This window comes from Sinorhizobium sp. M4_45 (genome assembly GCF_002885915.1).
GTDB classification, from domain to species: Bacteria; Pseudomonadota; Alphaproteobacteria; order Rhizobiales; family Rhizobiaceae; genus Sinorhizobium; species Sinorhizobium meliloti_A.
Genome location: NZ_NWVE01000018.1, coordinates 1 through 18,177, shown reverse-complemented (window position 1 = coordinate 18,177; position 18,177 = coordinate 1). Strand labels below are relative to the sequence as shown.

20 protein-coding genes, 1 tRNA gene and 2 pseudogenes are annotated in these 18,177 nt (G+C 63.3%); 16 read left to right on the top strand and 7 right to left on the bottom strand.

What is annotated here, in order from left to right; genetic code table 11:
• Nucleotides 1-1,272, top strand: a complete 1,272-nt coding sequence (locus CN933_RS30685; RefSeq protein WP_018096947.1) for a GNAT family N-acetyltransferase — start codon at nt 1-3, stop codon at nt 1,270-1,272.
• A gap of 15 nt (nt 1,273-1,287) precedes the next feature.
• On the opposite strand, the gene CN933_RS30680 is transcribed toward CN933_RS30685, so the two are convergent.
• Together CN933_RS30680 and CN933_RS30675 are read right to left on the bottom strand one after the other, a co-directional pair.
• A complete protein-coding gene (locus tag CN933_RS30680; protein WP_018096946.1) occupies nt 1,288-2,934 on the bottom strand; it encodes an AMP-binding protein in 1,647 nt (548 codons plus the stop codon).
• A gap of 149 nt (nt 2,935-3,083) precedes the next feature.
• Nucleotides 3,084-3,341, bottom strand: a pseudogene (locus CN933_RS30675) (arylsulfatase); the annotation flags it as partial.
• Between the two features lie 221 nt (nt 3,342-3,562).
• Here CN933_RS30675 and CN933_RS30670 point away from each other — a divergent pair.
• The 8 genes from CN933_RS30670 to CN933_RS30635 all read left to right on the top strand — a co-directional run bounded on the left by CN933_RS30670 (nt 3,563) and on the right by CN933_RS30635 (nt 10,227).
• Complete coding sequence (locus CN933_RS30670; protein ID WP_018096944.1) at nt 3,563-3,712, top strand: hypothetical protein; 150 nt, start codon at nt 3,563-3,565, stop codon at nt 3,710-3,712.
• A gap of 152 nt (nt 3,713-3,864) precedes the next feature.
• Complete coding sequence (locus CN933_RS30665; RefSeq protein ID WP_018096943.1) at nt 3,865-4,761, top strand: LysR family transcriptional regulator; 897 nt, start codon at nt 3,865-3,867, stop codon at nt 4,759-4,761.
• A gap of 104 nt (nt 4,762-4,865) precedes the next feature.
• Nucleotides 4,866-5,669 (top strand): carbon-nitrogen hydrolase family protein, encoded by an 804-nt coding sequence (locus tag CN933_RS30660; protein WP_102763383.1) that lies wholly within the window; start codon nt 4,866-4,868, stop codon nt 5,667-5,669.
• Nucleotides 5,670-5,679: 10 nt separating this feature from the next.
• Nucleotides 5,680-6,342, top strand: coding sequence for an RraA family protein (locus tag CN933_RS30655; RefSeq protein ID WP_018096941.1), 663 nt, complete (start codon nt 5,680-5,682; stop codon nt 6,340-6,342).
• A 57-nt stretch (nt 6,343-6,399) separates the two neighbouring features.
• The gene (locus CN933_RS30650) at nt 6,400-7,455 is read left to right on the top strand and encodes an ABC transporter substrate-binding protein (RefSeq protein ID WP_018096940.1); all 1,056 of its coding nucleotides are present in this window, start codon (nt 6,400-6,402) and stop codon (nt 7,453-7,455) included.
• A 16-nt stretch (nt 7,456-7,471) separates the two neighbouring features.
• Nucleotides 7,472-8,539, top strand: coding sequence for an ABC transporter ATP-binding protein (locus CN933_RS30645; protein WP_102763382.1), 1,068 nt, complete (start codon nt 7,472-7,474; stop codon nt 8,537-8,539).
• On the top strand, nt 8,536-9,423 hold the full coding sequence (locus tag CN933_RS30640; protein WP_018096938.1) for an ABC transporter permease: 888 nt from the start codon (nt 8,536-8,538) through the stop codon (nt 9,421-9,423). Before CN933_RS30645 ends, CN933_RS30640 begins: the two co-directional genes overlap by 4 nt.
• A 9-nt stretch (nt 9,424-9,432) precedes the next feature.
• Entirely contained in the window at nt 9,433-10,227 is a 795-nt protein-coding gene (locus CN933_RS30635; RefSeq protein ID WP_018096937.1) for an ABC transporter permease, read from the top strand.
• Nucleotides 10,228-10,428: 201 nt separating this feature from the next.
• Here CN933_RS30635 and CN933_RS32645 read toward each other — a convergent pair.
• Together CN933_RS32645 and CN933_RS30620 are read right to left on the bottom strand one after the other, a co-directional pair.
• A pseudogene (locus CN933_RS32645) lies at nt 10,429-10,542 on the bottom strand (RcnB family protein); the annotation flags it as partial.
• 317 nt (nt 10,543-10,859) lie between these two features.
• Nucleotides 10,860-10,944 (bottom strand) — tRNA-Leu (locus CN933_RS30620).
• 269 nt (nt 10,945-11,213) lie between these two features.
• Here CN933_RS30620 and CN933_RS30615 point away from each other — a divergent pair.
• Nucleotides 11,214-11,744 (top strand): disulfide bond formation protein B, encoded by a 531-nt coding sequence (locus tag CN933_RS30615; protein WP_018096934.1) that lies wholly within the window; start codon nt 11,214-11,216, stop codon nt 11,742-11,744.
• A 2-nt stretch (nt 11,745-11,746) separates the two neighbouring features.
• On the opposite strand, the gene CN933_RS30610 is transcribed toward CN933_RS30615, so the two are convergent.
• Both CN933_RS30610 and CN933_RS30605 read right to left on the bottom strand, forming a co-directional pair.
• Nucleotides 11,747-12,304 carry an HNH endonuclease gene (locus tag CN933_RS30610; RefSeq protein ID WP_018096933.1) on the bottom strand — a complete coding sequence of 186 codons (558 nt, stop codon included), beginning with the start codon at nt 12,302-12,304 and terminating at the stop codon, nt 11,747-11,749.
• Between the two features lie 105 nt (nt 12,305-12,409).
• On the bottom strand, nt 12,410-13,057 hold the full coding sequence (locus tag CN933_RS30605; protein WP_018096932.1) for a DNA-3-methyladenine glycosylase family protein: 648 nt from the start codon (nt 13,055-13,057) through the stop codon (nt 12,410-12,412).
• A 154-nt stretch (nt 13,058-13,211) separates the two neighbouring features.
• Here CN933_RS30605 and gluQRS point away from each other — a divergent pair, with 154 nt between their 5' ends.
• Nucleotides 13,212-14,108 (top strand): tRNA glutamyl-Q(34) synthetase GluQRS, encoded by an 897-nt coding sequence (gene gluQRS, locus CN933_RS30600; RefSeq protein WP_018096931.1) that lies wholly within the window; start codon nt 13,212-13,214, stop codon nt 14,106-14,108.
• Nucleotides 14,109-14,126: 18 nt separating this feature from the next.
• Here the strand turns inward: gluQRS and CN933_RS30595 are convergent, their stop codons facing one another.
• Nucleotides 14,127-15,002 carry a YihY/virulence factor BrkB family protein gene (locus CN933_RS30595; RefSeq protein WP_018096930.1) on the bottom strand — a complete coding sequence of 292 codons (876 nt, stop codon included), beginning with the start codon at nt 15,000-15,002 and terminating at the stop codon, nt 14,127-14,129.
• A gap of 170 nt (nt 15,003-15,172) precedes the next feature.
• Between CN933_RS30595 and CN933_RS30590 the strand changes: the two genes are divergently transcribed.
• The 5 genes from CN933_RS30590 to CN933_RS30570 all read left to right on the top strand — a co-directional run.
• The gene (locus CN933_RS30590) at nt 15,173-16,006 is read left to right on the top strand and encodes an SDR family oxidoreductase (RefSeq protein ID WP_018096929.1); all 834 of its coding nucleotides are present in this window, start codon (nt 15,173-15,175) and stop codon (nt 16,004-16,006) included.
• Nucleotides 16,007-16,028: 22 nt separating this feature from the next.
• Nucleotides 16,029-16,232 carry a twin transmembrane helix small protein gene (locus CN933_RS30585; RefSeq protein ID WP_018096928.1) on the top strand — a complete coding sequence of 68 codons (204 nt, stop codon included), beginning with the start codon at nt 16,029-16,031 and terminating at the stop codon, nt 16,230-16,232.
• 17 nt (nt 16,233-16,249) lie between these two features.
• Complete coding sequence (locus CN933_RS30580) at nt 16,250-16,828, top strand: cob(I)yrinic acid a,c-diamide adenosyltransferase (RefSeq protein ID WP_018096927.1); 579 nt, start codon at nt 16,250-16,252, stop codon at nt 16,826-16,828.
• 38 nt (nt 16,829-16,866) lie between these two features.
• The gene (locus CN933_RS30575; protein ID WP_018096926.1) at nt 16,867-17,658 is read left to right on the top strand and encodes a rhomboid family intramembrane serine protease; all 792 of its coding nucleotides are present in this window, start codon (nt 16,867-16,869) and stop codon (nt 17,656-17,658) included.
• 300 nt (nt 17,659-17,958) lie between these two features.
• Nucleotides 17,959-18,177: electron transfer flavoprotein subunit beta/FixA family protein (locus CN933_RS30570; protein ID WP_522954424.1), on the top strand; the 219-nt coding region annotated here is incomplete at its 3' end.

The following is an 18,177-nucleotide window of genomic DNA, read 5'->3' as shown; positions in this document are numbered from 1 at the left end:
ATGATCGGCAATGTCCTTTCCGCAGACGTGAACGGCAGCGCCAACCGCCTGCTTGGCAGCCTCGCGCAATCCGGTCCCGATACGTTGCAGTCCGAGCGGACATTGATGGTCGGAAGGCCCGGACGGCACCTCGCGGTCTATCCGGCGAGAGCGGGATACGACCTGCAGCGCGAGCTCGACTTTCTCTCCAATCGCGCCATCGAGCAGAACGTCTTCTTTACCGGGCGCTTTCTCGCGCCGGCCATGCCGCGCCTCGAGGACCGGGTAATCCGGCTTGCGGTCATCCGCGACCAAAACGAACAGAGAAGCCGAATCCGCTTTCTCATGCCGTTCTCGATAGAGAAGCCGGGTTTTTCGATCGGCGCGACCATTATTCGCGCCTGGTCCAATCCTTTCGGGCCGCTGGGCACGCCCCTCCTCGATGCCGAAGACGCGGCCGAGACGATCAGCAATCTTTACGAAGCGCTGGCCGCGCCTTCCGCCGGCCTGCCGCCGGTGCTCGTGCTTCCGGACATCAGGTTGAACGGCAAATTTGCGCAGCTTGCCCGTGCCGTCGCGATCGGCGAAAACCTGCCGCTGACGGTGACGGATACATTCAGCCGGCCGATGCTCGAAAGCCTGCTGGACGGCCCCACCTATTTGCGCGAGGCCGCGGGCCCCCAGCGCCTGAGGGAGCTGAAGCGGCAGTGGAACAATCTCGCGAAGCAGGGATCGCTGGCCTACAATGTCGCGCGCCAACCCGATGAGATCCGCCTGCGCATGGAGGAGTTCCTGGTCCTCGAAGCGTCCGGCTGGAAAGGCCGCGAACGCAGCGCCATGATCATGGACCGGTTCCGCGCCGCTTTCGCGAGGGAAGCGGTAAACAATCTGGCCGAGGCCGACAGCGTCCGCATTCACACGCTCGATCTTGACGGCAAGGCGATCGCGACCATCGTCGTTCTGCTGATGGCCGGCGAAGCCTATGCCTGGAAGACCGCCTATGACGAGCGCTATGCGAAATACTCTCCGGGCAAGCTGCTTGTCGCGGAGCTCACGGAGTGGCATCTCGACGATGCCAATATCATCCGCTCCGACTCCTGCGCCGTGCCCGATCATCCGGTGATGAGCCGCCTGTGGCAGGAGCGAGAGGAAATGGGCACGCTCGTGATCGGGCTGGCACAGAACCGCGACCGCGACGTGCGTCAGGTCGCCGCGCAGCTCCACCTTTATCGCAATACCCGAAACATGGCCCGGCTGCTGCGTGAAAAGATCCGGGCGCTGGCAGGCCGCTGATCTTTCAGCCGAACATCAGCCGCCGGACACGGCGCGCGCCTCTGCCGCCGCCTTCTCCCGCAGAAGCCGGCGGATCACCTTGCCCGAGGTGGTCAAAGGCAGGCTGTCGACGAAAGCGATCTCGCGCGGATATTCATGCATCGACAGCCTGTTCTTCACCCAGTCGCGGATCCCTGCCGCGGTCTCGTCGCCGGCAGAGACGCCGGGTTTCAGCACGACATAGGCCTTGACGATCTCGGTCCGGAGCGGGTCCGGTTTGCCGACGGCCGCGGCGAGCTGCACGTCCGGATGCCCGGCGAGACAATCCTCGATCTCGCCCGGGCCGATGCGATAGCCTGACGACGTGATGACGTCGTCGTCACGTCCGAAAAAGGTGAAATAGCCCTCTTCGTCCATGGCGCCCTGGTCCCCGGTTGTCATCCAGTCGCCGATGAACTTGGACTCGGTCGCCTCTTCGTTGCGCCAGTAGCCGAGGAACATCACCGGATCGGGACGCCTGATCGCCACCTGCCCGACCGCGCCGGGCGGCAGAACCCGCCCCTCGCCGTCGATGATCGCGACCTGATGACCCGGTGCCGCCTTGCCCATGGAGCCGGGCTTCGCCACGCCGAGATCGGTCGCAGAGGAGATGACGATATTGCATTCCGTCTGGCCGTAGAATTCGCTCACCTCGACGCCGAGCGCCGCCCTTGCCCATTCGAAGGTCTCCCGCCCGAGCGCCTCGCCGGCCGAACCGACGGTGCGCAGCTTGAGCGCGTAGCGATCGCGCGGCCGCTCGACGGATTTGAGGAGCCTGAGCGCCGTCGGCGGGATGAAGGCGTTGCGCACCTCCATTTCCTCCATGATCCGGAACGCGGTATGCGCATCGAATTTCTGCGCCGGCGAGGACACCACGGGCACGCCGAAGAAAAGCGACGGCAGCAGAGCGTTCAGGAGACCGCCCGCCCAGGCCCAGTCGGCAGGCGTCCACATCCGGTCGCCAGGCTGCGGCAGGAAGTGGTGATGGAACTGGAACCCCGGCAAATGGCCGAGCAGCACGCGATGGCCATGCAGGGCTCCCTTCGGCGGCCCGGTGGTCCCCGAAGTGTAGATCATCAGAGCGGGATCGTCCGGCTTCGTTTCCGCGGGATCGAATCGGCCCTCCCGGGCCACGAGTTCACCGAACCGCACGGTGCCTGATTCGTGCTGTTCTTCGGCAAGCACCACCAGGCGCAAATCCGGCAGCTCTTCCCGGATCGACGTTAGCCGCTCATGGCCGAAGCGATTGGTGACGATCGCTGCCGCACCCGCATCCTTCAGCCGGTAGGCAAGCGCCTCGGCGCCGAAAAGCAGAGCAAGCGGCAGCGCGATGCAGCCCAGCTTGTAGATTGCCGCATGGGCTATCGCCGCCTCGAACCCCTGCGGCAGCAGGATGGCAACGCGATCGCCGGGATTCACCCCATGTGCGGCAAGTCCGCCGGCAAAAGCGGACGAACGGGCGGCAAAGGCGCCATAGGTCAACGCAAGATGCGCCCCGTCCGAGCTGAAATGCTGGAGACAGACGCGCTCCGGCTCCCGCGCGCCCCAGCCGTCGCTGACGGCTACGCCGATGTTGAAGGTATCGGGTATCCGCCAGCGGAATTCGCCGTAGAGTTCGTCATAGTCTTCGATCTTCGGTAGCATGAGCTTGCTGCAGCTGGGTTTTGCTGCAATGCAGCTAGCATTTGAGCGCGGGGGAATTCAATGGCGGTGCCCACCGTGGGCGCGGATTTTGGGGAGAGGTGAACGCACCGGGTTCGGTGCGTTCTTTCCGGTTCGACCGGCCATCAACGTTATTGCTCGATGCCGCGGTCTTTGAACGATTGATCGATCGCCTTATCCACTTTGGCCCGCACACCTTCGAGGTTGAAGCTGGCTCCGCGCTGGCTAGGCGGATATTTGATGAAGCTCTCCAGGAACGCTGCAGCCTTCAATTGACCCTTCACCAGCAGGAAATCGTTTCTTACAAGCCAGTCGTTGTACTGATCGGACACCAGGTCCGCACGCTCATAGGGGTCCATTCGCAGGTTGAACAGCTTGGGCACGCGCCAGCATGTGGTCAACCAGATCGGCCGACTGCGCTTTCAACCAAGCCGCTCCATGCCCAGCTTACCCCATCAACTGCCACCTGAGCACGTAGAGAACGCAGGCACCCAAAAGCGTCGATATCGCTCAAACCGAGCTGCCGCCCTTGATTCATTAGAGAACAGTATGAGCCCATTGCGGCCTTTCGTTTGGTCACGCACAGTCGGTACCACGGGAGTACGGTATCATGATCAATCTCAAATCCTTGGAAGTGTTTTTCTGGGTGGCCAAGCTGCGCAGCTTCTCCGTTGCGGCCGAAAAAGCTCAACGTGATCCAGCCGATAGTGTCGCAGCGCATCTCCGGCCGTTACTCAGCGTGGTGGCGCCAGCGGGTTGAAGATGCCGGAACTCATCGCGATCGACGCGATGCTCGACGCCGACCGCGGCGCCGATTTCAACGCCACACCCACGGAGTAAGGCCCCCGCCGGCGAAAAAACGCGTGGAATCGACGCGGCAGTGACTGTATCGACGGGACGGGGGGACACGGCATGAACCTGCGCTTCGTCGAAACATTCGTATGGGTCGCGCGGCTCGGAAGCTTTCGCGCCGCGGCAGAGCGGCTGAATGCCACCCAGGCCGCCGTTTCCAACCGCATCGCGAGCCTCGAAGCGGAGATGGGCTGCGAACTCTTCGAGCGCGTGCCCGGCGGCGTGCGGCTGTCGACTGTCGGCCAGCGCGCCATGCAGCCGGCCGAAGAGCTCCTGAAGGCCGCGGCCAGCTTCAAGGTGGCAATCGGCAGTCCGCAGCACCTGCGCGCCACCGTGTCGATCGGCACCATCGATTCCATCGTGCATGCCTGGCTGCCCACTTTCATCGAGCGCGTGAAGGAACGTTTTCCCGCGCTGGGACTCGACCTCAATGTCGACACGTCGCTGGCGATCGGCAAGGAGATCAGCGAGCGCCGGCTCGACCTGGCGCTCTTGATGGGCCCGGTGCTGACCCCCGGTCTCAAGAACATCGACCTCGGCACGATGGAATGCGCCTGGGTGGCCGCCCCGTGCTTTGGGCTCGGAGGCCGGGAGCTCACGCTGCAGGACCTCTCCAACCATCCCGTGCTCACCTTCTCGCGCAACAGCGTGCCGCATATCTGGCTGCTCCGGCAGTTCGAGGAGCTCGGCGTGCAGCCGCCGGTCATTTCCAATTCCAACTCGCTTTCGGCCATGCTGCGGCTTGCTCGCGACGGCATCGGCGTCGCGCTGCTGCCGGTGCCCATGGTGGTGCCGATGATCGCGGAAGGCGTGGTGGAGCGGCTGTCGATCACCCCGCATTTCCCTGCGCTGAAGCTACACGCCGTCTATGCCGACGACCCGGAAAACTTAATCCCGTCAATACTTTCGGTCATTGCCCGCGAAGCCTCGCTCGACACGGCGGGCATCTCGGCTTGAGGGGATACCCACAAGTTTTTTCTATCAGGGGCGACAATTCTTTATCGTTTGTCATTCCAGTCTCAAGGCCTGACGATGCCCGGACTGAGACTTGGAGGACTTCGATGAAGATCAGTGTTGTGCAGATGAATTCCGGTTCCGACAAAGCGAAAAACCTCGACGAGGCCGAGCGTCTGGTGCGTGACGTGGTGGCCGGCGAGGCGCCGGACCTCGTGGTGCTGCCGGAATATTTCGCCTTTCTCGGCGAGGGTCGCGATGCGGTCCACGGCAGCGGCGAAAGCTTTCCGGACGGCCCGAGCTACCAGCGCTTCAGCGCGCTCGCCAAGGAGCTTGGCGTGACGCTGCATTGCGGCTCGATGGTCGAGAAGGCCGGCAACAGCCACTACAACGCCACCGTGGTCTTCGGCCCCGAGGGCAAGGAAATCGCAAAGTACCGCAAGATCCACCTGTTCGACGTCGATACGCCCGGCGGCGTCTCCTACCGCGAATCCGACACGATCGGCCGCGGCGAGGACGTGGTGACCTACAAGGTCGGCGACACCACGGTCGGCTGCGCCATCTGCTACGACATCCGCTTCCCGGAACTCTTCCGGGCACTGCGCGACAAAGGCGCCGACGTCATCGTGCTTCCCGCCGCCTTCACGCTGATGACCGGTAAGGACCATTGGGAAGTGCTCGCCCGGGCCCGCGCCATCGAGACCCAGACCTATTTCGTCGCCGTCGGCCAGACGGGCGCTCATGCGGACGGCAAGAAGTGGTGCTGGGGCCATTCCATGGTCATCGACCCCTGGGGCCACATGGTCGCCCAATGCTCCGATGGCGTCGGCGCCGCCTCGGCCCGCATCGATCTCGACCGCATCGGCACCGTACGCCGGGACGTGCCGGTCGCCCAGCATCACGTTCTGTGAGAATACCACCATGTTCGTCGTCAATCCCATGCCGCAGCAGATCGCTCCGGCACTCATTGCAAAGATGGAACAGGTCGAGACCGCGACCGTCGGCCATTTCCTGCATTCGGGCTTCATGGACCGGGAACTGCGCGCCGTGCTGCCGGAAAAGCGCATCGCCGGCACGGCGGTCACCGTGCGCCTGCCGCATGCCGACTCGACCATCCTGCATTATCTCACCAAGCTGGTGCGGCCGGGTGACTTCATCGTCGTCGACCGCTGCGGCGACGACAAACACGCCTGCTGGGGCGGCGTGGTCACCCATTCGATGAAGCTCGGCGGCATCATCGGCGCGGTCATCGATGGCCCGGCAACGGATTTTTCGGAGATCCGCCGCGTCGACCTGCCGATGTGGTGCCGCGGCCCCTCGCCGATCACCACCAAGATCCTCGGCCTCGAAGGCGCGATCAACGTGCCGGTCTCGGTCGGCGGGCAGACGGTCAACCCGGGCGACGCCATAATCGCCGATGAAAGCGGCGTGCTGGTGCTCGATCCGTCGAAGGCGGAATGGGCGACCGACAAGGCGCTCGGCATGCAGCAGAGCGAGCTCGTGCTCCTCGAACGGCTGCGCGAGGGCGAGAAGCTGCCCGACATTTCCGGCGCCACGAAAATCGTGGAAGCCTCGGCCGCCTGAGGCGGCCCAACACTATAAGCATACGGGAACAATTCGGTTGAAGAGCGGAGGAAAACTATGATCGCGATGAAACACGCAACCCGCGCCGGCCTTGCCGCGCTCGCTATGGCCCTCGCCACTTCGGTGGCGATGGCCGACACGGTGGTGCTCACCGCCTATTCCGGCATCTTCCAGGAAAACTACATTAAGGCCGTCGTCGAGCCCTTCATGAAGGCCAATCCGGACATCACCGTGGAATTCTACGGTATGCCCAACTCGGCCCAGATGCTGGGCACGCTGCGCGCCCAGGCGAGCGCCCCGCAGATCGACATCGCCATCATGGACGTCTCGGTGGCGAAGGCCGCGACCGACGAGGGTATTTTCGCCCCCATGGACGAGAGCGTCACCAAGCATCTCGCCGATCTATACCCGCAGGCCAAGGCCGAGGGCGTTAATGCCGTCGGCGTCACCTTCGACAATCTCATTCTGCTTTATAACACCGACAAGGTGAAACAGGCGCCGACCTCGTGGAGTGCGCTCTGGGACGCGCAATATGCCAAGCAGGTCTCCATTCCCGCCGTGCCGGACATCCAGGGCACGACCTTAACCATCCTCACTGACAAGATGGCCGGCGGCACGAACTACATGGAAAGCGTCGAGGCTGGCATCAACCGGCTCGCGGAACTCGCCCCCCTGGTCCAGACCTGGGAACCGCGGCCGGACGTCTACCAGCCGATCTCCAGCGGCACGGCGGCCATCGGCATCGGCTGGAATGCCCGCGCGCAGGTCTATGCCGATCTTTCCGACGGCAAGCTCGGCGTCGTGCTTCCGGAGGAAGGCAGCGGCTTCCAGATCAACGTGATCGGCCTCGTCAAAGGGGGTCCCGCCAGCGACAGCGCCAAGAAATTCATCGACTATGCGCTGAGCCCGGAGGTGCAAGCCGCCTTCACCGAGCAGATGTTCTACGCGCCGACCAATTCCAAGGCCGCCGCCCTCATCTCGGAAAAGGCGCTGAGCCGCACCGCCGCCGGCGCGATGGACAAGATGATCGACATCAACTGGCTCGAGGTCGCCAAGATCCGCGACGCCATCACCGAGCAGTGGCGCCGTCGCGTGATCCCGCTCAGCCGTTGATGGAGATTGATCGCCCATGACATCCGCTTCCGAAGAGCATCTCAGACTGGAAGGGGTCGGCGTCAGCTTCGGCGCCGTCAACGTGATCCCCTCTCTCGACCTGTCGGTCCGCAAGGGCGAGATGGTCGCCTTCCTCGGCCCGTCCGGATGCGGAAAGACCACGACACTGCGCATCATCGCCGGGCTCAACAATCCCTCCCGAGGCCGCATCATGGTGAGAGGGCGCGACATCACGCGCCTTCCCATCCATGATCGCGACATGGGCATGGTGTTCCAGAGCTATGCGCTGTTCCCGCACATGAACGTCTCGCGCAACGTCGCGTTCGGCCTGCAGATGCGCAACATGCCGGCGCGCGATGCGGAGAGCCGGGCGGCGCAGGCGCTGGACATGGTCCAGCTCGGCCATCTCGCCCACCGCAAGCCGAAGGAGCTGTCGGGCGGCCAGCAGCAGCGCGTGGCGCTGGCCCGCGCACTCGTCATCGAGCCATCGATCCTGCTTCTCGACGAGCCGCTGTCGAATCTCGACGCAAAACTGCGCGACGAGATGCGCGTGCAGATCCGCACGCTGCAGCAGCAGAGCGGCATCACCGCCGTCTTCGTCACGCACGACCAGGTCGAGGCGCTTTCCATGTGCGACCGCGTCGTGGTGATGCGCGGCGGCCGGGTCGAGCAGTTTGGCACGCCCACCGAAGTCTATGAGCGACCGGCAACCGCCTTCGTCGCCAATTTCGTCGGCCGCACCAACTGCCTTAAGGGCAGAATCACCTCCGAGGGTACGCTGACGGCCGCCGGCCAGCAGCTGCGCTCCGCCACCACGCTTGCGCCCGGCACCGTCGAAATCCTCGTGCGCCCGCACCGCATCCGCATGCAAGAGACCGGCGAGGCCGCCAACAAGGTCCAGGGTACGGTGTCGAGCATCACCTTCATCGGCGATCTCGTGCAATATGCCGTGCGCGTCGGCGACGCGGAGGTGGTCGTGGAAGAGGCGACACGACGCGACCGCAGCCCGCTTGCGGTCGATGACAGCGTCACGCTCGGCTGGTCGGCCGAAGACACCCTCGTTTATCCGGCGGGCGAAAAATGAACGCTATCCCCACCCCTGCCCCTGTCCCTGCCCCTGCCCTCCCCCAGCAATGGCGCGATGGCGAGCTTGCCGTCCTCCTGCTGCTGCCGATCGCGCTGGTCAATGCGATCGGATTCATCCTGCCGGTGCTGAACCTCGCGCGCTATTCGTTCAACAAGTCGCGCATCGGCGGCGGCATCGAGGCCGTCTTCACCTGGGAGAACTGGGCGGGCCTGCTCAGCGACCCCTTCTATTTCGAACTGGTCTTCAACTCCGTGTGGATCAGCCTGGCGATCACGCTGACAACGCTCGTCGTCTCCTATCCGATCGCGCTCTACCTGCATCGGGCGTCCGGCTCCTGGCGCACCTTCCTCACCGTGCTCGTCATCTCGCCGCTTCTGACCTCGGCCGTCGTGCGCACCTATGGCTGGATCGCCATCCTCACCGACGATGGCCCGGTGGTCGGCGCCATCAAGGCGCTCGGCCTGCCGGCGCCGAGCCTGATGTTCAACATCAAGGGCGTCTTCGTCGGCCTCACCGAGATCCTGATGCCCTACATGATCCTCGCGCTGATGGCGGGCTTCGGCCGGCTCGATCCGCGGGTGGAGGAGGCCGCGCGCACGCTCGGCGCCACGCCAGCCCGCACTTTCACCAGGGTCATCCTGCCGCTGACGCTGCCCGGCATCGCGCTCGGCTGCCTGCTCTGCTTCGTGCTCGCGGTCTCGTCCTTCATCACGCCGAAGCTGATGGGCGGCGGGCGGGTCTTCCTGCTTGCGACCGAGATCTACGACCAGGCGATCGTCACGCTCAACTGGCCGCTCGCTTCGACGCTGTCGATCCTCGTGCTCATCGTCTTCGGTGCGGCGCTTTGGGCCTACTCCGCCGTGCTGCGGCGTCTGGATTAGGAGGGAAGCATGGAAATCCACAAGACCACCTGGCCGATGCGCATTGTCGTCTTCCTGCTCTTCGTCTACCTGCTCGCGCCGGTCATCCTCGTCTTCCCGCTGTCGTTTTCCGGCGACCAGGTGTTGCGCTTCCCGCCGTCCTTCTGGTCGACGCGCTGGTATTCGGCGCTCTTCGCCAACAGCCAGGTGCTGAAAGCCTTCTGGACGAGCCTGTCGCTGGCGGCGATCGTCACCGTGCTGTCGATCGTCATTGCCGTGCCCGCCGCCTGGGTGATGACGCGGCTGCGTTTTGCCGGCCGCGACCTCTTGTTCAACCTCTTCACCGCACCGCTGCTGTTGCCGACCATCGTGCTCGGCCTCGCCATCCTCATCGTCTTCGCCTCCTTCGGGCTGCTGGCGACGATGCAAGGGCTGGTTTTCGCCCATCTGGTGGTGACACTGCCCTATGCGCTGCGGGTGCTGGCCGTGTCGCTGAGCACGCAGGACCGCGCCTGCGAGGAGGCGGCGCGCACGCTGGGGGCGAAACCGCTGACGGTGTTCTTCCGCGTCACCGTGCCCATGCTGACGCCGGGCATCGTCGCGGCCGCAGCGCTGTGTTTCCTCGTCTCCTTCGACGAGGTGGTGATTACGCTGTTCCTAACCGGCCCGCGCATCAGCACCCTGCCCGTCGAGCTCTATAACTACGTCTACAATCAGGCCGACCCGCTGGTCGCCGCAGCTTCCGCGCTGCTGATCCTGCTGACGCTCGGCGTCATTATGATCGTGGAGCGCGCCATGGGCCTCGGCAAGGCCTTCGTGAAATAACGCCCCATTGCCTCCGGCTCGTCGCGCGCCGGAGGCAACCAGTCCCAGCCCAATAGCGACAGCTCTGAAAAGTGGCTCCCCTATCGCAAGCCGATGCCGAAGGAATCGCCACCCGAACTGGTGGTCCCCCATGTCATTCCCGATGACGAGCGCGTTTGGGTGCCGGTCGACCACAGTGTGTGGTTCCGGCCACTCTGCATGTCAGCGACGCACGCTGGCAATAACCCCGGAGGTTATCCCGACCAGCAAGAATTCGTTGTCAACCTGACCCAGCGGTGGCCGCGCGGAGGGGCAGACAGGGTAACGGCGGTATTCACGGTTTCAGCCATTCGACAGCCTGTACACGTGAGTCACTTCCAGATGACCACAACCTCGGAGCTTTCCCTGTCCGAGAATGACCATCGCGATGAACGCGTCATCCGGGTTTTAAAAAGGTACCCGATCATGTCGATCTTCCCGGTTGGCCAACTCTTTGATCGGACGGACTTCACAAGGAAGTAATCAGAAAGGTCCCGTTCAATGACGGCAACGCTTTCCACATCTTCGACGGCGAGCCACTTTGTATCCGCCGGCGTAATACGCTCAAAGCCATGCTGCTGCGAGTGTTTCAGATCAACGGCTGTCTTTGAAGTTGGTGCCCCATGCCGGAGTCGAACCAGCACTCCTTTCGGAACTCGATTTTGAGTCGAGCGCGTCTACCAATTCCGCCAATGGGGCTAGAGGCATGCGTGATATCAGCGCTTGCGATTTACACGATCGATTTCGGGCCGGTCAACCGCGAAGTTGCGAATTTCGCCGATCGTGTGAATTTGGCCGAGTGCTCCCACGAAAGGGGCCGCCGGCTGCTCCATACGATCACAAAAGCGTGCAGGCGGCCGAACATGCGACCCGATTTACAGAGCCGGCGATCCTGCCTAAGAAGGCGGCGTTCGATTTCACTGGCGCCCGGGCGGCATGTTCGCCGCTCCGCGCGCCGAGGGGTGTGCATGTTTGCAGATTCGTTCGCTCAGCGCCGGCAACTCATTTGTGCCGTACTCGTCACCATCGGCATGGCGGCGACCGTCGGCGGTGCGCTCGGCTTCGAGCATATTGGGGGCTACATCCCCTGCGCGCTGTGCCTGCTTCAGCGCGATCCCTATTATTACGGCATTCCGCTCGGAATTCTCGCCATCGCAACCAGCGTGCTGAAGCTGCCCGGCTGGACCACCCGCACGCTGCTCCTCGTCGTCGGCATACTGATGCTGGTCGGTGCGGGCCTCGGTGTGTACCATGCGGGCGCCGAGTGGCACTTCTGGGAAGGGCCCTCGACCTGCGCCACCACGGCCCAAGGCATTTCTTCCGATGTCGGCGACCTGCTCGGCGATCTGGATGCGAAGCACGCGCCCTCCTGCACGGATGCGGCGCTGCGCGTGCTCGGGCTTTCTTTCGCAGGCTGGAACGTCATTGCGAGCCTGATCTTCGCGGCGATCGCTCTGCGTGGTGCCTTGAAGGCGTCAGCTCAGAGTCGAGCGTCTTAACCTTACGGCTGCAGCTCGACATCCCAGTAGAGATAATCCATCCAGCTGTCATGCAGGTGGTTGGGCGGGAAAAGCCGGCCGTTATTGTGCAGATCCTGAACCGTCGGGTGATAGGGCTTCTGGTGCGGGAACATGCCGGCCTGCTTCGGCAGCTTGCTGCCCTTGCGCAGGTTGCAGGGAGAACAGGCGGCGACGACGTTTTCCCAGGTGGTCTGGCCGCCATGCGCACGCGGGACCACGTGATCGAAGGTCAGGTCGTCCGGCGAGCCGCAATACTGGCACTCGAATTTGTCCCGCAGGAATACGTTGAACCGGGTGAAGGCCGGGTGGCGTGTCGGCTGGACATAGCTCTTCAGACAGACGACGCTCGGCAGCCGCATCGAGAAACTCGGCGACGAGACGGAGTGTTCGTATTCGGCGAGGATAGTCACACGGTCGAGAAAGACCGCCTTGATCGCGTCCTGCCAGGACCAGAGCGACAAGGGATAATAACTCAGCGGCCTATAGTCGGCGTTCAACACGAGCGCCGGCAGGGCCTGAGGTGAGACTGCAATCGTCAAGCGTATTCTCCTGAGCGATTCGGCATCTGCCTCTTCTATATTAGGCGCGTTGCGACAGGATTGTGAAGCCACAAAGAAAAGGGAGCAAAGGATCCGCTTTTTTCTTCAAGGCGTCACGGGAAGCGCATCGCGGCGCATCTCCTGCGCATAATAGGCCCAAAAAAGCCGCGCGGCGACACTGCGCCATGGCGACCAGCCGCCCGCGAGCGAATCGACCTCGCTTGCCGTCGGTCGCAGTTCGAGCCCCAGCGCATGGCCGATGGCATTCTGCAGGGCGACATCGCCGGCCGGGAACACATCCGGATGGCCGGCGCAGAAGAGCAGATAGACCTCGGCGGTCCAACGGCCTATGCCCTTGATCGCCGTCAGTTCGTGAATTGCCTTCACCGCTTCGGCGTTGCAGATGGCGTCGAGATCGATCTCGCCCGCGGTCGCGGCAGCGGCGACCCTTCTCAGCGTATCGGCCTTGGCCCGGGACAAGCCGAAGCGTCGGCAATCTTCGTCGTCGAGCGCAAGCACCGCGTCTGCGGTGATCTCGCCGAGCGAGGCCTCCATCCGGTTCCAGATCGCCGCCGCGCTCGCCTTCGAGACCATCTGGGAGACGATTATGTTGGCGAGGCCGCGGTAACCGGGGTCGGTGCGCCTCAAGGGTACCGGCCCCGCCTTGTCGATGACGTGTTCGAGCCGGGCATCGAGCATCACCAGACCGGCAAGACCGGCCTCTATATCCTCGTGCGTCCGGATGATCCGCATGCATCCTCCCACTGCACGTGTCCGGGATCGTCGCCGATTTACGGACGAAGCATGCAGGAATTCAAAGTGCTACAGAGCCCTTGGTGCGCAGCAAGACGCACGGCCCTGTAGAAAGCGGGTGATCTTTACAACGCTTCCATGGCAAAGGAAAAGAATGCCGATTTCACGACCAGAACAACCGGTTTTTCGTTTCGCGCCGAGTCCCAACGGTCTCCTGCATCTCGGCCACGCCCTGTCGGCGATCCTCAATCACGACATGGCGACAGCCATGGGCGGCCGTTTCCTGCTGAGGATCGAAGATATCGACCGGACGCGCTGCCGGCCGGAATTCGAGGCGGCGATCTTCGAGGACCTCGCCTGGCTCGGTCTCGATTGGGAAGAGCCGGTGCGGCGCCAATCCGAACATCTCGGCGTCTATGCCGCTGCGCTCGAGCGCTTGAACGCGATGGGCCTCGTCTATCCCGCCGTGATGACGCGCGGTGAAATAAGGGCGGCGGTGGCCGCGGCAGAGGCGAAGGGGCAAGCGTGGCCGCGCGATCCGGACGGGACACCACTATATCCCGGCCGCGAGCGCGGCTTCACGCCGGACGAGCAGGCCGCTCTCCTGGCGAGCGGCCGCCCCTATGCCTGGCGTCTCGACATGGGAGAGGCCCTGCGGCGGGCCGGCGGGCCACTCACCTGGCGAGAAACGGGGTCGAACCAATCGGGCGAAGCCGCGTCCATCGTCGCCGATCCGGCCGCCTGGGGTGATGTCATCCTGTCGCGTTCGGATGCGCCGTCGAGCTATCATCTCTCGGTCGTGGTCGACGATGCCCTGCAGGGGATCACCCATGTCGTGCGCGGCCGCGACCTCTACCACGCGACATCGGTGCACCGCCTGCTGCAAAGACTTCTCGGCCTGCCGCAGCCGGTCTACCACCATCATCGCCTCGTTCTCGGGCCGGACGGACGGAAACTGTCGAAGAGCAACAGCGACACCGGAATCGCCTCCTTCAGGGCTTCGGGGCACAGGCCTGCGGATGTCAGGGCCATGCTTCTCGGCGAGCGATGAGGAGAGAAATTCGCGGCCTTACTCTCCTCGGCCTCCCTGGAAACTGCGCCTGACCATGAGCTTCACCTTGTATTTCAGGATGGCAGCGTTGATTTCCGCGCCGATGATGAAGATCGCGCCAAGCATGTAGAGGAAGACCAGGACGATCATGATGGAAGCGAGCCCGGCATAGGTCGTCACGTAGTTGGAAAAATTGGCGATGTAGGAGGCGAAGGCGTAGCCGCCGACGGACCACAGCACGAGCGTGAGGAAGATGCCGGGCAGGACGTCGACGACGTTGCGGTGGCCGGCCGGCAGCCACAGATGCGCGACGAGCAAGCCTGCCGTCAGCATGGTCAGCGTCAGGGGCAAGCCCCAATCGTCCACCGCCGCCATAAGCGTATCCAGCCAGGGGAACCACTGATCCGCATTGCGGACCGCCAGAGGAACCGCGACCAGAAGAAGGCTGAGGGCGGCCAGAATGAGCACGGCGCCGAGCACGAAGCCGAGGCTCGCAAGCCGCGTCACATACCAGTAGCGGCTTTCGGCAACCCTATAGGCGCGATTGAGCGCGATCCTCAATGCTTCGACGCCGTTCGACGCGAAATAGGCTGCAGCAAGAACGGAGATCGTAAGCAGGCTGCCGCGCGGGATGGTCAATACGCGCACGACTTCATCGGCGACCGGCTTGGCGATCGATTCCGGCCAGGTGTCGAAGATCAGATGGACTGCCGTCTGCGCGAACTGATCGGCGCCCAGAAAACTGGCAAGCGCGGTGCCGAAGATCAGAAAGGGAAAGACGGCCATAAGGGAAGAAAGCGCCACGTGACTGGCCATCGCCCAGCCATCGTCCTCGCTGAAATGCCAGAGCGCATCAAACACGACCTTCCAGATGATGCGAACGAATGCCGGCATTCCGTCTCCCACTCTTTCACCAATCCCGCTCCTGATGAGGACCAGCCGGCGCAGTACCTGCGAACGGCCTTGACGTCACGTTCCGGTCCCAGCCATCGCCTTTGCAATTCAATTGTATCCCAACGATGAATATGGGAAATGGGGCTTGGATTTCTACAGGAATCGCGTGGATGCCGGATCGCCCCACAATCATCGTCACCGGTTGCTCGTCAGGCATCGGGGCCTATTGCGCCCGGGCGCTGCAGCGGGACGGCTGGCGGGTCTTCGCGACCGTGCGCCGGCCGGAGGATCAGGCGCCGCTGGAGGCCGAAGGCATCGAGACCTTCATCATGGACTATACCCGGCTGGAGACGATTGCCGCGCTGGTGGAAGCCGTGATGGCGCTGAGCGGCGGACGAATCGATGCGCTTTTCAACAATGGCGCCTACGGCCAGGCCGGTGCGGTGGAGGACCTGCCGACGGAGGCCCTGCGGCTCCAGCTCGAAACCAACGTCATCGGCTGGCACGACCTGACGCGGCGCGTCATCCCGGCGATGCGCGCCCGCGGGCATGGCCGCATCGTCCAGTGCTCGTCCATTCTCGGCCTCGTGCCCTATCGCTGGCGCGGCGCCTATAATGCCTCGAAGTTCGCGCTCGAGGCGCTTTCGCTCACATTGAGGATGGAGCTCGCCGGCAGCGGCATCGGCGTGAGCCTGATCGAGCCCGGCCCGATCGCCTCGAAATTCACGACCAATGCGATCGCCTATATCGAGCGGTTCATCGATCTTGAGAATTCCGTCCATCGTGCGGAATACGAGCGGCAGATGCGGCGCCTGCGCGGCGAGAGCAAACCGGCAGCCGGCAAGCTCGGGCCCGACGCCGTTTATGCCGTACTGAAACACGCTTTGACGGCACGCCGTCCGAGGCCGCATTATATAGTGACAAGGCCGGCCAGGCAGGGAGCGCTTCTCAAAAAGCTCCTGCCGGCGGCACTGTTCTACCGCATCATCGGTCGTCTCGGCTGACCGAACCACAAGGATTTACGCCATGAACAGCTTCCTTACCGGTCTGACCCTGCTCGTCATGGGCCTGGTAGCGATCGTGCTGATCCGCGGCCTGCTCAACATGGCCAGGGGCGGCAGCGGCAACACCTCCAACAAACTCATGCAGGCCCGCGTGCTGTTCCAGGCCATCGCCATCGTGCTGATCATGCTGACGCTCTGGGTGACCGGCGGCGGCCGTCCGAGCTGAGGTAAAGCGACAGCATCATGGTAAAATTGAACAAGATCTACACCCGGACAGGCGACAACGGCACCACCGGCCTCGTCTCCGGCCCACGCCGCCTGAAAAGCGACCTCAGGGTCGAGGCCTATGGCGCCATTGACGAGACGAATGCCTTTGTCGGCCTCGCCCGCCAGCACACGCATGCGATCCCGGATCTCGACGCGATGCTCATGCGCGTCCAGAACGATCTCTTCGATCTTGGCGCCGATCTCGCCACACCGGATACGGGCGAGAAGCCCGAATACGAGCCGCTTCGCATCGTCGCTGCCCAGGTCGAGCGCCTCGAACGGGAGATCGACCGGCTGAATGCCGACCTCGAACCGCTGCGCTCCTTCGTCCTGCCGGCCGGCAGCGCCGCTTCGGCCGCGCTCCATGTTGCCCGTACCGTAGCGCGGCGCGGCGAGAGGCAAATGGTCGCACTCGCATCGATGGAAGGCGAGGCCGTCAGCGCGGAGGCGATTGCCTATGTCAACCGCCTTTCGGATTTCCTGTTCGTCGCGGCCCGCTGGGCGAACGACAAGGGGCGCGCCGATGTCCTTTGGGTCCCCGGCAACAACAGATAACGTATTTTTGTTTCGGCGCGGGTCGTCTCGGGGATCGCATGTTCATACCGCTGCATGACAGGAACGAGCTGAAACACATAAGGGTGCAGTATGTGACGATCACGCTGATCGTCATCAATTTCGTTGCCTGGCTCGCTACCGGACCCGTCGCAAGCGAGGATTTCGCCAATGCTGCGATCCTCGGGCTAGGCTATATCCCCGCGATCATCTTCGAGTATGCCGCCCTCGATCCCTCGCTGGTGATCGTTCCGGACGAATTCACCTTCGTCACCTACTCGTTTCTGCATGGCGACTTCATGCATCTCGCCATGAACATGCTTTTCCTCTGGGTCTTCGGCGACAATGTCGAGGACGCGCTCGGGCATTTTCGATTTCTCGTTTTCTATCTTCTGTGCGCGGCGGCCGGAGCGCTGGCCCATGGGCTCCTCGATCCGGCCTCGGAGGCGCCGCTGATCGGCGCCTCCGGCGCCATATCCGGCGTCGTTGCCGCCTATTTCCTCCTGCACCCCAAGGTGCGGGTCTGGGTGCTCGTGCTCTTCCGCATCCCCCTGCCGCTCCCCGCCGCCATTCCGCTCGCCTTCTGGATCGGCCAGCAGTTCTTCATGTTCGTGGCCGATCCCGCCGGCGGCGTTTCCTGGAGTGCGCATGTCGGCGGCATCGTCGCGGGTCTCCTGCTCGTTGTCGTTTTGCGACGCCGCGGTGTGCCGCTATTCGATCGGACCATTGTCACTCCACGCGCCGTGGAGCACAGGACGAGAGCGCCCGATGAAACGTTGCCGGCAGCCGCCGGCGCTTCGAAGCCCGCTCCGCAATGGGGCCGGCCGGGTTGATTTTCGAGGGGAGCCCGAGAAATAAAGGTCGAGTTTTCAAGGGATTGCATGCCCTCCGTTGGGGGTCATGCCCGATAGAAGCCGCCCTTACGCCTCCGCTTGCCAGCGGATTTTTTTACCTGTACGTAAACGTAAGTATGAATAAGCCTGGTCATATCGAATTGGCGTTGGTTCATCGCGATTTAGCGTCAAGAACGGCTTGTCTATGGAGCAAAAACGCGTATCGATGTCGCCAACCGACAATCAGGCCGCCTTGTTAAGGCGCATTTTCCTGCGAACGTTCTTGGAGGGAAAGAATCCATGAAAATACTTGTGACGGTGAAACGGGTCGTCGACTACAACGTCAAGATCCGGGTCAAAGCGGATGGAACGGGCGTCGAGCTTGCCAATGTGAAGATGTCGATGAACCCCTTCGACGAGATCTCGGTCGAAGAGGCGCTGCGGCTGAAGGAAGCCGGCAAGGCGAGTGAAGTGGTGGTCGTGTCGATCGGCCCGGCCAAGGCGGAAGAGACGCTCAGG

Coding starts and splice junctions, on each gene's coding strand:
- CN933_RS30585 (WP_018096928.1), top strand. CDS start 16,029: ATGAACAGCTTCCTTACCGGTCTGACCCTGCTCGTCATGGGCCTGGTA.
- CN933_RS30685 (WP_018096947.1), top strand. CDS start 1: ATGATCGGCAATGTCCTTTCCGCAGACGTGAACGGCAGCGCCAACCGC.
- CN933_RS30595 (WP_018096930.1), bottom strand. CDS start 15,002: ATGCCGGCATTCGTTCGCATCATCTGGAAGGTCGTGTTTGATGCGCTC.
- CN933_RS30670 (WP_018096944.1), top strand. CDS start 3,563: ATGATCAATCTCAAATCCTTGGAAGTGTTTTTCTGGGTGGCCAAGCTG.
- CN933_RS30640 (WP_018096938.1), top strand. CDS start 8,536: ATGAACGCTATCCCCACCCCTGCCCCTGTCCCTGCCCCTGCCCTCCCC.
- CN933_RS30590 (WP_018096929.1), top strand. CDS start 15,173: ATGCCGGATCGCCCCACAATCATCGTCACCGGTTGCTCGTCAGGCATC.
- CN933_RS30645 (WP_102763382.1), top strand. CDS start 7,472: ATGACATCCGCTTCCGAAGAGCATCTCAGACTGGAAGGGGTCGGCGTC.
- CN933_RS30575 (WP_018096926.1), top strand. CDS start 16,867: ATGTTCATACCGCTGCATGACAGGAACGAGCTGAAACACATAAGGGTG.
- CN933_RS30660 (WP_102763383.1), top strand. CDS start 4,866: ATGAAGATCAGTGTTGTGCAGATGAATTCCGGTTCCGACAAAGCGAAA.
- CN933_RS30580 (WP_018096927.1), top strand. CDS start 16,250: ATGGTAAAATTGAACAAGATCTACACCCGGACAGGCGACAACGGCACC.
- CN933_RS30635 (WP_018096937.1), top strand. CDS start 9,433: ATGGAAATCCACAAGACCACCTGGCCGATGCGCATTGTCGTCTTCCTG.
- CN933_RS30615 (WP_018096934.1), top strand. CDS start 11,214: ATGTTTGCAGATTCGTTCGCTCAGCGCCGGCAACTCATTTGTGCCGTA.
- CN933_RS30665 (WP_018096943.1), top strand. CDS start 3,865: ATGAACCTGCGCTTCGTCGAAACATTCGTATGGGTCGCGCGGCTCGGA.
- CN933_RS30605 (WP_018096932.1), bottom strand. CDS start 13,057: ATGCGGATCATCCGGACGCACGAGGATATAGAGGCCGGTCTTGCCGGT.
- CN933_RS30680 (WP_018096946.1), bottom strand. CDS start 2,934: ATGCTACCGAAGATCGAAGACTATGACGAACTCTACGGCGAATTCCGC.
- CN933_RS30655 (WP_018096941.1), top strand. CDS start 5,680: ATGTTCGTCGTCAATCCCATGCCGCAGCAGATCGCTCCGGCACTCATT.
- gluQRS (WP_018096931.1), top strand. CDS start 13,212: ATGCCGATTTCACGACCAGAACAACCGGTTTTTCGTTTCGCGCCGAGT.
- CN933_RS30650 (WP_018096940.1), top strand. CDS start 6,400: ATGATCGCGATGAAACACGCAACCCGCGCCGGCCTTGCCGCGCTCGCT.